This window comes from Gordonia sp. LMA167 (assembly GCF_058130025.1).
The window spans coordinates 5,527,326-5,543,210 of the sequence record NZ_CM176708.1; the positions used below are offsets into that span (position 1 = coordinate 5,527,326).

At 69.5% G+C, this 15,885-nt stretch carries 4 protein-coding genes; all 4 read left to right on the top strand.

From position 1 onward, the window contains the following. Nucleotides 1-26: 26 nt before the first annotated feature. The 4 genes from ACVT6V_RS25180 to ACVT6V_RS25195 are packed head-to-tail and all read left to right on the top strand — an operon-like array spanning nt 27 to nt 15,850. A complete protein-coding gene (locus tag ACVT6V_RS25180) occupies nt 27-13,805 on the top strand; it encodes a non-ribosomal peptide synthetase (RefSeq protein ID WP_489896805.1) in 13,779 nt (4,592 codons plus the stop codon). Then, a complete protein-coding gene (locus tag ACVT6V_RS25185) occupies nt 13,802-14,044 on the top strand; it encodes an MbtH family protein (protein ID WP_489896806.1) in 243 nt (80 codons plus the stop codon). Before ACVT6V_RS25180 ends, ACVT6V_RS25185 begins: the two co-directional genes overlap by 4 nt. After that, complete coding sequence (locus ACVT6V_RS25190) at nt 14,022-15,071, top strand: ABC transporter ATP-binding protein (RefSeq protein WP_489896807.1); 1,050 nt, start codon at nt 14,022-14,024, stop codon at nt 15,069-15,071. Before ACVT6V_RS25185 ends, ACVT6V_RS25190 begins: the two co-directional genes overlap by 23 nt. After that, nucleotides 15,071-15,850 carry an ABC transporter permease gene (locus ACVT6V_RS25195; protein WP_489896808.1) on the top strand — a complete coding sequence of 260 codons (780 nt, stop codon included), beginning with the start codon at nt 15,071-15,073 and terminating at the stop codon, nt 15,848-15,850. The genes ACVT6V_RS25190 and ACVT6V_RS25195 overlap by 1 nt, the downstream gene beginning before the upstream one ends. The last annotated feature ends 35 nt before the right edge of the window (nt 15,851-15,885 follow it).

A 15,885-nucleotide genomic window follows, 5' to 3' on the forward strand; every position in this document is an offset into this window, starting at 1 on the left:
GAACTGCCGAGACGAGGGAGGACTGCGTGACCACCGACGACGTCATCCGCACCACTGCACACCACCAGGACTGGGACACCGCGAAAGCGATTCCGATGACCGCCGCCCAGCGCGGCATCTTCTACGCCCAGCAGCTCGACCCCGACGTGCCCATGTCGGTGGCGGCGTTTGCCGAGTTCCGCGATGCCGTCGACGCCGACGTCATGGAGCGCGCCGTGGCCGCGACGTGCGAAGAGACCGAGTCGGGTCTGCTCCGCCTCGTCGACACCGAGGACGGCGAGCCGATGGCGCTCGTCGACCCCCAACGGATGGTGCCCCTCGGCCGACACGACTTCGCCGACGCCGACGACCCGCGCTCCGCGGCGCTGGAGTGGATCGACGCACACCGCTCGCAGGCCACCGACCTGTACCACGACCACCTGCTCGAGACCCACCTGCTTCGCCTCGGCGAGAAGCACCACATCTGGTACTGCTGGGGCCATCACCTGGCCTTCGACGGCTACGCCGCGATGTACATGATGCTGCGGGTCGCCCAGCACTACACCGCCATCGTCGATGGCACCGACGTCCCGCCCGCCGATATCGCGTCGATGGCGAAGATCGCGGCACTCGACGCGGAGTATCGCTCGTCGGCCGCATTCGACGACGATCGCCGCCATTGGACCGAGCACCTGCTCGAACCCTCGGGAGCACTGCCGGAGATCACGTCACTGTCATCGACCACCGCAGCCGCGGCGAAAACCGCGACCGTCCGCGCCCACACCCTGCCCCAAGCGGTCGTCGACCGCATCCGCGCCATGGCCGATGCTCACCACGTCCGGCCCGCCTCGGTCATCACGGCGGCGGTCGCCGCCTATCTGGCCCGGTTCACCGACCGCGACCAGTCGATGCTGAGTCTGCCGGTCGCCGCGCGCGATCACGAGATCCTGCGCACCTCCGCCGGCCTGACCTCCAACGTCGTCCCGGTACGCGCCCGCATCACCGCGGCCGACGATCGGCCCGTCACCGTCGGCGATTTTCTCCGCACCGTGAACGCCGACGTCAAACAGGCCGTACGCCACCAGAAGTTCCGCCACGAGGACATCACCGGCGCCGTCCTCGGATCGCCGGGCGGCCGTCGCGGCTTCTTCGGCCCGATGGTCAACGTGATGCTCTTCTTCGAGCACATCGACTTCGGCACACTGCGCGGTGAGCTGAACGTATTGTCCACGGGCCCTGTGGAAGACGCATCGATCAACGTCTACGACGGTTTCACCGGCGGCATGCGCCTGGATCTCGAGGCGAACCCGAATGTGTATGCGCCGCAGGAGATCGCACAGCATCATGATCGGATCGTGTCGTTCGTCGAGCGATTCGTCTCGGCGGACGCCGAGATGTCGATCCCCTCCATCGGGTTGGTCGCCGCGAACGAGGCTGCCGAGATCGACCGATTCGCCACCGGCGAGAGGGTCGAACTCGGCGAGGCCACCCTGGTCGACCTCCTCACCGAGGCCGCACAACGCCACGGCGACCAGACCGCGATCGTCGACGCCGACAGCGGCATGTCGCTCCGTCACAACGAGTTCGCGGCCCATGCCGAGTCGGTCGCGGCCGGTCTCCGTGCCCGCGGCATCGGCCCGGAATCGGTCGTCGGTGTGGCGCTGCCACGCAGCGTCGAGCAGATCGTGGCGCTGCACGCGGTGACACTCGCCGGCGGCGCGTTCCTGCCGATCGATCCGGGCGAGCCGTCCGCGCGACTGGCGCACATCCTCGACATCGCCCGGCCGACGGTCGTGATCACCGGCGACGGCATCGCGCTCACCGGCCACGATGTCTCGACGGTGGGCCTCGACGAGCTACGCGACGACGCGTCCCCCGGTCACGGCCGGCACGCCGTGAGCGCACCGCGCGCCGGCCGTCGGCTGCATCCCGACCATCCGGCCTACGTGCTGTTCACGTCCGGCTCGACCGGAAAGCCCAAGGGCGTCATGATCAGTCATCGCGCCATCGTCAACCGGCTGCGGTGGATGCAGTCCCGGTACGGCCTCGACGGCTCCGACCGGGTCCTGCAGAAGACCCCCGCAACCTTCGACGTCTCGGTGTGGGAGTTCTACTGGCCCATGATCACCGGAGCGGCACTGGTCGTCCCGCGGCCCGACGGGCATCGCGATCCCTGGTATCTGCGCGACGTGATCGCCGAACATGCCATCACCACCACACATTTCGTCCCGTCGATGTTGTCGGCGTTCGCCGCCGCACTCGGTACCGACGATCATGCCCCCGCGGATCTGGGCTCACTGCGCCGGATCGTCACCAGCGGTGAGGCGCTCACGCCGGAGACCGTCGCCGCCATCGGACGGCTCACCGACGCCCCGGTGCACAATCTGTACGGCCCCACCGAGGCGGCCGTCGACGTCACCTTCCACGACGACTGCTCCGCCGATGCCGGCACCCTGCCGATCGGCGCACCCGTCTGGAACACCGGCGTGCATGTGCTCGACCACCGGCTCCAACCGCAGCCGATCGGCGCCGTCGGGGAGCTCTACCTCGCCGGCATCCAGCTCGCCCGCGGCTATCGGAACCGTCCCGACCTCACCGCGACCCGCTTCGTCGCCGACCCGCACGGCGCGGGCCGCCGCCTGTACCGAACCGGCGACCTCGTGCGGCGCCGCACCGACGGCGAGTTGGAGTACCTGGGCCGCACCGACTCCCAGGTGAAGATCCGCGGACAGCGCGTCGAACTCGGCGAGATCGAGGCGGCACTGAGTCGACTGGACGGTGTCCGCGCCGCCGGTGTGCTCGTCCGCGACGACGTGATCGCGGACTCGGCTGCCGTCATCGGCTATGTCAGCGGCGAGTCGGCACTGACCGACCGCGATCTGCGCACCGAGATGAGCGGGCACCTGCCCGAGCACATGGTGCCGACCATGATCGTCGTGCTCGACGAATTGCCCACCACCGCCAACGGCAAGCTCGACCGCCGTGCACTACCGGCGCCGGCACGCCCCGAGATCGTCGACCATGTCGCACCGACCGGGCGGATCGAGCGCCTCGTCGCCGACACCGTCGCAGCGGTTCTCGGCGTGGGACAGATCTCCATGTCGGACAACTTCTTCGCCGTCGGCGGCAACTCACTGTCGGCGACCCGGGTGGCCGCCCGACTCTCCCGGGCCACCGGCGAGCGAATCGATCTCCGCACCGTCTTCGACGCCACCTCCGTGCGTGGAATCGCCGACAGCATCACCGCACTCGGCGTCGACGAGGAGACGCTACGGTCGGTGACGGCGACCGAGACCGGCGCTCACGCCCCTGCCGACGGCCCGATCCCCTTGTCGCCTGCGCAGTACCGGCTCTGGCTGGCCGCGCGTCTCGACCCGGACGCCGCAGCCACCTACAACATCCCGTTCACGGTGCGGCTCGTCGGCGAACTCGACGTCACCGCACTGGGCGCCGCGTTGCGCGATGTCGTCGCCCGCCACGAGCCGTTGCGCACCACGGTGACCGAGCGTGACGGCGTCGCCTACGCCGAGGTGACCGACGCGGCGCAGGCGCACGTGCCTCTCACTCTGCTGGACGCAACCGAGTCCGAGATCTGCAGCGCGCGCGACTACGCCTCGATCCCCTTCGATCTCGCATCCTCGATGCCGATGCGGGCGCGACTGGTCCGCACCGGCGACGACGACCACCGGCTCACCGTCGTCATCCATCACATCGCTGCAGACGGCTGGTCGCTGGCACCGCTGGCCGCCGACCTCGCGACCGCATACCGCGCCCGCCGCGACGGCGACGAACCGGATTGGCCTGCGCTGCCGACGACCTATTCGCAGGTGAGTGCCGCCCGTAACGCCTGGCTCGAGGACACGAGCCCCGGATCGCCCGCCGGTGCCGACCTCGCGTACTGGACCGAGCGCCTGGCCGACGCACCGCGGGAGACCGAACTCCCCTTCGACCGGCCGCGCCCGCGTACCCCCGACCCGGCCGGCGCCACATTGCACGCCGGAATCCCGGCACCGCGCCACCACGGACTGCGCAAGCTCGCCGCCGACAACGACGCGACGACCTTCATGGTGCTCCACTCCGCAGTCGCCGCACTCCTGCGCACGCTGTCCACCAACCCCGACATCACCGTCGGCACGCCCGTCTCCGGACGCGGCGACGCCGAGACAGACGGCCTCGTCGGTATGTTCGTCAACACGGTGGCCCTGCGCACCCAGGTGGACAAGGCCGGCGCCTTCACCGACCTGGTGGCGCAGGTCCGCGACACCGATCTGGCAGCCTTCGCGCACGCGGACCTTCCCTTCGACCGCCTCGTCACCGAACTGAATCCCGAGCGGTCCGGCAACCTGCATCCCTTCTTCCAGGTGTCCGTCGCGGTCGAGGACAGCTCGGCGATCGAGCTGGAGTTCGCCGGACTGTCCGCCACCGCGTCCCGGGTCGAGATCGGACAGACCAAATTCGACCTGCAGTTCACCTTCACCGAGCACACCGACGCCGATGGGAATCCCGGCGGAATGGGCATCGACATCGACTATGCGACAGCGCTGTTCGACCGCCGCACGGTCTCGGCCCTGTCCACCCGGCTGATCCGTCTGATCGATGCGGTCACCGCTTCCCCCGACATCACCGTCGGCGACATCCAGCTGCTCGACCCCCATGAACAACTCGATCTGCTTCCCGCGGTCGGCGCCGGGCGGCGCCCCGTCGAACACCTGAGCCGCATCCTCGCCCGCGCCGTCGACGCCGAGCCCGACCGGATCGCGGTGCACGACGGGACATCCGCGCTCACGTATCGCGAACTCGACGCGGCGGCCAATCGGCTCGCGCGGCTGCTGATCGCGCACGGCGCCGGTCCGGAACGCTATGTGGCGGTGTCGCTACCCCGCAGCGTCGACTGGATGGTCACCCTGTGGGCCATCACCCGCACCGGCGCGGCGTGGGTCCCCGTCGATCCGAACTACCCCGCCGAGCGCATCGGTTTCATGCTCGGTGACTCCGGCACCGGTCTCCTGATCGCCGAGCGTGCGTCCGCGCCCGCGCTCGAACCCGTCGAAGACGGCGGTCCCCCGATCGACGTCCTGCTGCTCGACGATCCCGAGACGGCCACCGCCCGACAGGCTTTCCCGGACACTTCGATCCGTGGTGACGAGCTGCGCGCACCCACCGCGGTCGACCACCCGGCGTATCTGATCTACACCTCGGGAACCACCGGCACCCCGAAGGGCGTCGTGGTCAGCCACCGGGGCCTCGCGGATTTCGCGGCACAACAGGTGACCCACTTCGGGATCACCCCGCGCTCGCGGACCCTGCATCTCGCGTCTCCGAGTTTCGACGCGTCCGTGCTCGAGGTGTTGATGGCCGTCTCCGCGGCGGCGACGATGCATGTGGCCCCGCCGACCATCGTCGGGGGCCCGGAATTGGCCCACCTCATGCGATCCGAACGCATCACCCACGCATTCCTGACGCCGTCACTGCTCACGACGATGTCCCCCGACGAACTCCCCGATCTGGCGGCGCTGGTCATCGGTGGCGAGCATCCGAACGCCGAGGTGGTGCGCCGCTGGTCGGCGGGCCGTGCGATGTTCAACGCCTACGGCCCGACCGAGACCACCGTGGTCGCCACCATCTCCGAGGACATCAGCCCCGACGACCCGGCCGTGACCATCGGACGTCCGATCCGCGGGATCGCCGCGATGGTGCTCGACGAGCGACTGCGGCCCGTCACGCCGGGCGCGGTCGGCGAGCTGTACATCGCCGGCACCCACCTGGCCCGCGGCTATCACGGTGTGCGACCGCTGACCTCCAAGCGTTTCGTCGCCAACCCCTACGGCGACCCGGGTGACCGGATGTATCGCACCGGCGACCTCGTGCGCTGGACCACCGACCGCGAACTCGAGTTCCGGGGCCGGGCCGACCATCAGACCAAGATCCGCGGTCACCGCATCGAATTGGGTGAGATCGATGCGGCGCTCGTCGCCGACGACTCCGTCCGCGCCGCGGTGACCATCACGACCGGAGACGGTGCGCAGGCACGCCTCGTGTCCTACGTCACCGTCGACGACCGAAGCACTGGCGCGGCCCCGCGGACGGCCGCCGACGTCACCCGGGCCATCCGGGAACGCCTGGCCGGGCGCCTGCCCCGCCACATGGTGCCGCACACCATCATCGAGCTCGACGAGATCCCGACCACGCCCATCGGCAAGGTCGATCTGCGCGCCCTCCCCGATCCCGCCACCGCGGCCGGCTCCACCGTCAGCGACGTCGAGACCGTCGCCCTGCGGACCGACACGGAGCGGGCGATCGCGCAGATCGTCGCCGAGCAGCTCGGACTCGACGTCGCCGACATCGGACGCGAACACGACTTCTTCGAACTGGGCGGGAACTCGTTGTCCGCCACCCAGATCGTGAGCAGGATCGAGCAGATCGGCGGCCGGCGGATCGCGGTCCGCGACATCTTCGATCACTCGACGATCGCCGCCCTCGCCGAGCTCGCCGCACCCGGCGAGGACGCCACCGATGTCGCCGATCCCCGCCCACTCGCGACACTGCGCCACGACCCCGATCTGGTCATCGCCCCGGGGCCGGCGCAGCAACAGTTGTGGTTCCTCAATCAGCTCGGGCAGCGGCGTTCCGGCGACGATGCCCCGGACACCGAACCGCAGAGCTCGGGCCAGTACAACATCGCGTTCGCCCTCGACCTGCGTGGCGATCTCGACGTGGCCGCCCTCGGCGGCGCACTGCGGCATGCGGTCGAGCGGCACGAACCGCTGCGCACGGTCTATCCGGCGCCTGACGGCACACCGGTCGTCGACATCCGCTCCGCCGACGACGTGTGCGGCGAGCTGTCGCCGACGGACATCCGGTCAGAGGAGTGGGCGACCGCCGCACAAAGCCTGGCCCGCACTGCCTTCGATCTCACCTGCGAGGCCCCGCTGCGCGTCATGCTGCATCGCATCATCGCGGAGCCCGACGGCGCACAGCCGGCGGCGGGCTCGCATCACAAGCTGACCATCGTCGTGCATCACATCGCTGCCGACGGATGGTCGATGGCGCCGCTCGCGCGTGACATCGCCGGCGCCTACGCGGACCTGCGTGACGGTCGATCACCGTCGCAGGCGCCGCTTCCGGTCGGCTACCGCGATTATCTCCGGTGGCAGGCCGAGAATCTGGAAGGCCGGCTCGACGAGCTGGCCGGGTGGTGGAGTCGAGAACTCGACGGTCTCGACTTCACCCCCATCCTGATCCCCGACGCGGAATCCGCCGCGGGCGAGATGAGCGCCGCCGCGGGGGTCGTCGACGTCGAGTTCGACAGTGGACTCCGCTCGGCGCTCCGCGCGATCGCGGGCGGCCGGACCACCGAGTTCATGACCATCCACGCCGTGTTCGCCGCCCTGCTGCACCGGCTGCACGCCGACCCCGACACACACGTCACGGGGGCACCGTCCGATGTCGTGATCGGTACCCCGGTCGCCGGGCGGACCGATCCCCGCCTGTCCGATCTCGTCGGCATGTTCGTCAACTCGGTGGTGCTGCGGACGCCGGTCGACGGCTCGGCCGGCTTCACCGGACTGCTCGACGAGATCCGGCCACGCGATCTCGAGGCGCTGTCGCAGGCCGACATGCCGTTCGAGAACGTCGTCGCGGCCGTCAACCCGCCACGCACCGGACGCCATCCGATCTTCTCGATCGCGTTGGCCTTCGATGCCGACGCCGGGTCGACGACCTCCGGGCTGGGTGTCGACCTACATCTCGACGGTCTCGAGGTCTCCGCCGAGGAGGTGGACACCGGCGCCGCGCGCTTCGACCTCGAGATGAGGCTGCGCGGCGACACCATCCGGTTCACCTACGCCACCGACGTGTTCAGCCGTGCACGGGTCGAGGCCATCGCCGAGGGCCTGCTCACCTTGAGCCGTCAGATCGTCGCGAGTCCCGACCGTCCCATCGACGAGCTGCCGCTGACGGTGGACGTCGCGCACCCCGAGGCAGCTCTGCGCCCGCCGCGTCATCTCGCCGACATCCTCGCCGACACCGTCGGCGCCCATCCGACCGCGGTGGCCCTGTGCGACGGCGCGACCTCGCTCACCTACGCCGAACTGGACCGGCGCGCGCAGCTGTGGGCGAACCGGCTCACCGTCCTGGGGATCGGTGCTGAGGACGTGGTCGCCGTCGCCCTGGACCGGTCGGCGGAATCGGTGGTCGCCACCTGGGCGATCACCCGCACGGGCGCCGCGGTGCTGCCGCTCGACCCGCGATACCCGGCAGATCGGCTGCGGCTCATGCTCGACGACGCACAGGCGCTGGTCGGGATCACCGATCCGGATCGATTCGGGGACCTGTCGCGTGACCTGTGGTGGCTCACCACCGATGAGCTCGATGTCGCCGACGCCGCTACCGATGTCAGCCGGATCGGGCCGGGCGATGTCCGCCGCAACCCGGACACCGTCGCCTACATCGTCTACACCAGCGGATCGACCGGAAAGCCCAAGGGTGTCACGGTGACCCATCGCGGCCTGGCCGCCTTCGCCGCCGCCCAGCAGCAGCATTACGGGGTGGGCGTGGGAGATCGCACGCTGCACTTCGCCTCACCCGGCTTCGACGGCTCGATGCTCGAGTTCCTGATGGCTTTCGCCACGGGGGCGACGATGACCGTCGCACCGCCATCGGTGTACGGCGGCGACGAACTCGTCGAGTTCATGGCCGAGCAACGCGTCACCCACGCATTCATCACCCCGGCGGCACTCGCCGCCGCGACGACGTCGGACCTCCCGCAGCTGCGCTGCCTCGGGGTCGGCGGCGAGGCCTCCACTCCCGCCCTCGTCGCCGAGTGGGGCTCGGACCGCCGCTACCTGAACAACTACGGCCCCACCGAGACCACCATCGTGTCGACGATCTCCGAGCCGTTGCGCGCCGGTGATCCGATCACCATCGGCACGCCCATCCCCGGATGCACGGCCCGGGTCCTCGATCATCGGCTGCAACCGGTTCCGGCGATGGTTCCCGGTGAGCTGTACCTGTCCGGGCCCGGTGTGGCACGCGGATATCTCTCCCGTCCCGACGTCACGGCCGGCCGATTCGTCGCGGCACCGCACGGCGACGGATCGGTGATGTACCGGACCGGTGACATCGTGCACCGCGAGTTGTCCGGCGCACTGATCTATCACGGCCGCACCGACAATCAGGTCAAGGTGCGCGGCTACCGCATCGAGCTCGACGAGATCTCCGGTGCAATCGCCGATCACCCGGCCGTCGACTTCGCCACCACGCTGGTGGTCGGCGAGGGCGCTGACGCGGTCCTCGCGTCGTACGTGACCGTGCAGGACGACATCGACGGCGCCACCGCACCCACCGCCAGCGAACTGCGGAACACGGTGCGCGAGCGCCTGCCGCGTCAGATGGTGCCCTCCTCGGTGACCATCCTGGACCGCATCCCGCTGACCACCAACGGCAAGCTCGACCGGGCCGCCCTGCCCGCGCCGGTCGCGGTGAGCGACGCCGCCGGCCGGGCCCCGTCCACACCGGCGGAGGCGGCGATCGTCGACATCCTCTCCGAGGTCCTCGGCGTCGAACCCACCACCGTGTCGGCCGACGACGACTTCTTCGGGCTCGGCGGTACGTCGCTGCAGGCGACCGCGGTCGTCGGACGACTCGGCCATGCCTACCCATCAGTGGACTGGCGTGTCCGCGACATCTTCGACACCCCGTCCATCGCCGGGTTGGCGAAGCGGGTTCCCGCAGATGCTCCGGCACCCGACAAGCGTTCGGCCACAAGGCATCCCGATCAACCCAGGCCCACCCGGGTACCATTGGCACCGGTCCAGCGCCGACTGTGGTCACTCGCGCGCTCCGCACCGGATGCCACCGACTACCTGATGCCGTTCGCAGTCCGGTTGAGTGGGCGACTCGACACCGACGTCCTCCGCGACGCCTTGGTCGATCTGGTTTCCCGGCACGCCTCGCTACGGACCATCTATCCGCTCGTCGACGGTGCACCCATCGGTGTGGTCCTCGAGGACGCCGAGTCCGTGGTCGGTGAGCTCGGCCCGACACCGCAGACGTCCGTCCATCACGGCGAGCTCCTGGCCCCGATGGACGTGACCACCGATGCACCCCTGCGCTGCGCGGTGCTCACCGATGGTCCCGACGATCACACTCTCGTCCTGGTGATTCATCACATCGCCGCGGACGGCGCGTCTCTGCCCGTCCTGATGGGCGACCTCGTGACCGCTTACACCGAGCGCGCCGGGGGCCGCGCCGAGGCATGGCCGGCGGCCGGAATCGACTATCGGGACTACGCACTGGAGGTGACCGGCGAGAGCGCGACGGAGGCCACCGCCGCGGATCGCGCCTACTGGGCCGATGTCCTCGCCGGCGCGCCGGCCGAGACGACGGTCGACGTGCATCCCGGACATGAGCCGAAGGCGCACGGCGGCGCATCGGTGTCGGCCGAGATCGACCCGGAACTCCGTGTCGCACTGGCGGAGTTCGCCCGCGACCGGGCGACGACCCCGTTCGCTGTGATGCACACGGCACTGGCCGTCCTGCTCCATCGTCTGGGGGTCGGCGACGACCTGCTCATCGGTACGCCGGTGGCGAACCGGGCCCCGCGCGGCTCGTCCGCCGGATACGACCGAGTCGTCGGGATGTTCGTCAACACGTTGGCGCTGCGCACCCGATTGGCCCCCGAGGAGTCGGTCACGAACCTGCTCGACGAGGTCCGGGCCGCCGACCTCGAGGCACTCGATCACCTCGACGCACCCTTCGACGACGTCGTCACCGATGTCAATCCGACCCGCGAGATGGGCCGGCATCCGCTGTTCCAGATCGCGCTGTCGGTACACGACTTCGCCGAATCGTCCCTCGCCGGCGGTGAGTCGATCCCCATCACCGACGACCTCACCCTCGGACTGGACGAGATCGGGACGCACACCGCGAAGTTCGACATGCAGTTCACCGTGACCGGCATGGCGTCCACGGCACCGCAGGCCACCGTCGAACTCACCTATGCGACCACCCGCTACGCGCGCTCCGAGGCCGAACAGTTCGTCACCCGCCTGCTGCGGGTGGTCCGTGCCATGATCTGCGACCCCCTGCGCGCGGTCGGGGACATCCGGATCACCGATCCGCTGGAAGCGGCCGCACTGAGTCCCGTGACCGGGCCCGACGCTGCGTCCCCGGCGACGTTCGGCGACCTGCTCGCGGATGCGGTACGCCGCAATCCCGAGGGCTGGGCCGCGGTCACCGACGGTGACGCGATCACCTACGCCGATCTCGACTCCCGGTCGAACCGTCTGGCGCGGGTCCTGCTCGGTAGAGGCGTGGGTGACCAACCGGAAACCGTTGTCGCGATGGCGATTCCCCGGTCGGTGCAGGCGGTGGTCGCGGTGTGGGCGATCGTCAAGACCGGTGCGGCCTACGTTCCCGTCGACCCCACCTATCCGTCCGAACGGATCCGGCACATGCTCGCCGACAGCGGGGCGTCGATCGTCGTCACCACGTCGGCACACCGCACCGGCTTCGACGACGACCTGCCCGTCCTGGTGCTCGACGACCTGTCGACCCGCACGCGACTGGGCCATTCGTCGCCGACCCCCATCCGTGACAGCGAACGCGCCGCGCCGATCCGGCTGGATCAACTGGCCTACATCATCTACACCTCCGGTTCCACCGGACGACCGAAGGGCGTGCTGGTCCCACACAGCGGCCTGGCCGCGGTGCACGACGAACTCCGCACCCGGATGCGGCCGGACACCGGCTCTCGTGTCCTGCATTTCGCGTCGCCGAGTTTCGACGCGTCGGTGCTGGAGTTCCTGATGGCCGCCGCCGGTGCCGCGACCCTCGCGATCGTGCCGCCCGGCGTGTACGGCGGCCACGACCTCGAGCGGTTCATCGAACGTCACCACGTGAGCCATGCGTTCATCACGCCGGCGGCGGTCGCCACCATGGACCCGGCCGCGGTCCCGCAGCTGACGGCACTCGCCGTGGGCGGCGAGGCTTTCGGCGGTGAGTTGGTCCGCCGGTGGGCACCCGGGCGCGCCATGTACAACGTCTACGGGCCCACCGAGACCACCGTGATCATCACCGGCAGTGACGCATTGAGCCCGGATGAGCCGCTGACGATCGGCACCCCGAACAACGGGGTCGGCACGCTGGTGTTGGACCGGCGACTGCACCCGGTGCCCGCAGGCGTCGTCGGCGAGCTCTATCTGGTGGGCGATCAGGTGACACGTGGCTATCACGGCCGCCCCGAGCTGACCGCGACCCGATTCGTCCCGGCTCCGATGGTCACCGGGGACGGGTATGCGGGTCACCGGATGTACCGCACCGGCGACCTGGTGCGCTGGACCGCGGACGGCCGCATCGACTACGTCGGACGCGCCGACAACCAGGTCCAGGTCCGCGGCTTCCGCATCGAGCTGGGCGAGATCGACGACGTTCTCGGCGGCCATCCCGCAGTCGATTTCGCGGTCACGGTGGTCGATTCATCCGCCGGTGCGCCGACCCTGCGCAGCTATGTGACCACCTATGCCGACCGGTCGATCGATGTCGATGACGTCCGCGCACACCTGCGTTCGCGCCTGCCGCGGCACATGCTCCCGTCGTCGATCACGCGGCTCGACGAGGTGCCGCTCACCCCGACCGGAAAGCTGGACCGCGACGCGCTGCCCACGACGTCGGCGACCCCTACGTCGCGTGCGCCGCGTCCGGGGATCGAACAACAGATCGCCATGGTGTTCGCCGATGTGCTCGAGCTCGACGATGCGGGCGTCGGTGCCGACGACGGATTCTTCGATCTCGGCGGCAACTCGCTGATGGCGACCGGCGTCGCCGCCCGACTCGGGGATCTGCTCGACTGTGAGATCCCCGTGCAGACCCTGTTCGCGGCACCGACCGTCGCCGAACTCGCGGCGGTCACCGAAGCCGCCGGACGCCGGGCGCGCAGCGGGTCCGACACGGCCTCGGCCGCGACCGGCGTGGGTTTCGATCCCCTGCTGGCCCTGCGTCGAACCCCACGTTCCGCCGGCGACAAGCCACCGTTGTTCGTGGTGCATCCCGCGATCGGGCTCTCGTGGAGCTTCGCGTCGGTGCTGCCGCATGTCGCGCCCGACCGCGCCGTCTACGGGCTGCAGAATCCGACGCTGACCGGCCGACCCGCCGCGCAGACGATCTCGGAGCTGGCCGCGGACTATGTGGACCGCATCCGGTCTGTCGCACCGCACGGCCCCTATCACCTGGTCGGCTGGTCGCTGGGCGGCCTGATCGCCCATGAGATGGCGATCGCGCTGCAGTCGGCCGGAGAGGAGGTGGCGCAACTGGTGCTGCTGGACTCGTTCGTGCTGTCCGGCCGCCCAGAACTCGCGACCGAACCGTCGGTGGCCGAACTGCTCGGCGAGTTCGGCCTCTCGGCGGGCGAGGACGGGCACGAGCCCACCGTCACCGAGGCATGGCAGGCCGTGCGATCGGCCGGTGGCCCCCTCGCTGGTCTGGCGGAGTCCGATTTCGCGGCGGTGCACGAGACCTTCCGGGCCGCCACCCCCCTGGCCGAACATTGGCGGCCGGGACTGTTCCGCGGTGACGTGACCTTCGTGACCGCGGCCGGCGACCCGCCTGCCGGGCGGCCTGCCGTGGACGACTGGCACGAACACGTGACCGGCTCCGTCGACGAGGTGGTCGTGGACTGTACACACGCACGAATGCTGCTCCCGGAGAACGTGACCGGATACGCATCGGCCATCGATCCCGCCACCGCCGCCCAAACCGCCCCGCAGAGCTCGTTCACCGACACCGACACCGACACCGACACCGACACCGACACCGAGGAGGAAGCATGACCAATCCGTTCGACGACACCGAGGGCGTGTTCCTTGTGCTCGTCAATGACGAAGGGCAGCACTCGCTCTGGCCCGAGTTCGCCGCGGTGCCCGAGGGGTGGCGCACGATGCACGGGCCCGCCGGACACGACGACTGCCTCGCCTATGTCGAGGAGCACTGGCGAGACATGCGGCCCGCGAGCCTGATCCGGGCCATGGAAGGAAGTGGGAAGGCCTATGGGACGACACACGATGAGTGACCGGAACACCCGACTCGCCCTGGAGTTGCGTGGGGTGACCAAGACCTTCCGTTCCGGGCTGCTCGGTCGTGGACCCCGCGTCTGCGCTCTGAACGGCATCGATCTCGCGGTCTCCGCCGGCACGATCCATGCGCTGCTCGGGCCCAACGGTGCCGGCAAGACCACCACGGTCCGGGCCGTCGCCACGCTGATGCGACCCGATACGGGATCGGTCGTCGTCGACGGCATCGACGCCCTCGCCGAACCGGACACCGTACGCGAGATGATCGGCGTCTCAGGACAATACGCCGCCGTGGACGGGAATCTCACCGGGTTCGAGAATCTGCGGATGGTGGCTCAACTCTATGGCCATCGACGCCGGGACGCGGCCGAGCGGGCGCGGGCGATGATCGCCGAGCTGAAGCTCGCCGATGCCGCCGACCGCCCGATGCGGACGTACTCGGGGGGCATGCGCCGCCGCCTCGATCTCGCCGGCGCGCTGATCAACGAACCATCCCTGGTGATCCTCGACGAACCCACCACAGGTCTGGACCCGCGTGGCCGGCGGCAGATGTGGGAGGTGATCACCGAACAGGTGGCCTCGGGCACCACCGTGCTGCTCACCACCCAGTACCTCGAGGAGGCCGACGCGCTGGCCGACGAGATCACGGTGATCGACCACGGCGCGATACGCGCCCAGGGCACCGCTGCCGAACTGAAGAACACCACCGCACAATCCATCCTGACGATCGAGCTCGACAACGAGGTCGACACCGCACTCGTCGCGACCACTCTCGGTGACATCGGCGTGGGCCTGCCCCGGCAGCTGGAGGCGCGGCGCTGGTCGGTTCCCGTCACCGGTGGCAGCCGCAGCGCGGTGGAGGCGGTACGCGCCTGCGACGGTGTCGGAATCGACGTCGCCGACGCCACGGTGACCACACCGACACTCGATGACGTCTTCCTCACGCTCACCGAACGGGCCGAACCCGGACTGGGCTCCGGCGAGGACCTGCCCGACGTCACGACCGAACGATTGGAGAAGGTCTGATGCTCGCCGACACCGCGGTCATCGTCGAACGAAACCTGTTGACGGTCCGCCGTATACCGACACTGCTCATCAGTGCCACGATCCAGCCGCTGATGTTCGTGTTCCTGTTCGCCTACGTCTTCGGCGCGACCTTCGGCGGTGGGTCGTATCGCGAGTTCCTGATGGCCGGGATCTTCACGCAGACCGTCGTGTTCAACGCGGCGTTCACGACCGTCGGACTCGCGGGCGACATGTCCGACGGCATCATCGATCGGTTCCGGTCGCTGCCGATGTCGCGGCTCGGTGTCATCGCCGGACGGGTCAGCTCCGACATGGTGCTCGGTGTGCTCGGCCTGGGCGTGATGGTGGTCTGCGGACTGGCCATCGGATGGCGGGTGCGCGGGGATGCTGCCGACGCGGCGATCGCGTTCGGCATCATCCTGCTGTTCGCGTTGGCCATGGCCTGGGTGGGTGCGGTGACCGGGCTCGCTGCACCGAATGTCGAAGTGGCCCAGAGCATCGGATTCCTGTGGATGTTTCCGGTGACGTTCCTCTCGAGCGCGTTCATCTCCGCCCAGAGCCTGCCGGGATTCCTGCGTCCGATCGCCGAGTGGAACCCGGTGACCGCCGTCGCCACGGCCTGCCGACAGCGCTTCGGCAACGCGTCCCCGCCGGACTTTCCCGCACCGACGGGATGGGTGGCCGACCACGCCGTCGGGTACTCGATCGGATGCAGTGTCGCGATCCTGGCGATCTGTATCCCGTTGTCGGTCATCCTCTATCGCCGCTCGGCCAACTGACGCCTGCAACCCTGACGCCTACCACTCTGCCGCCT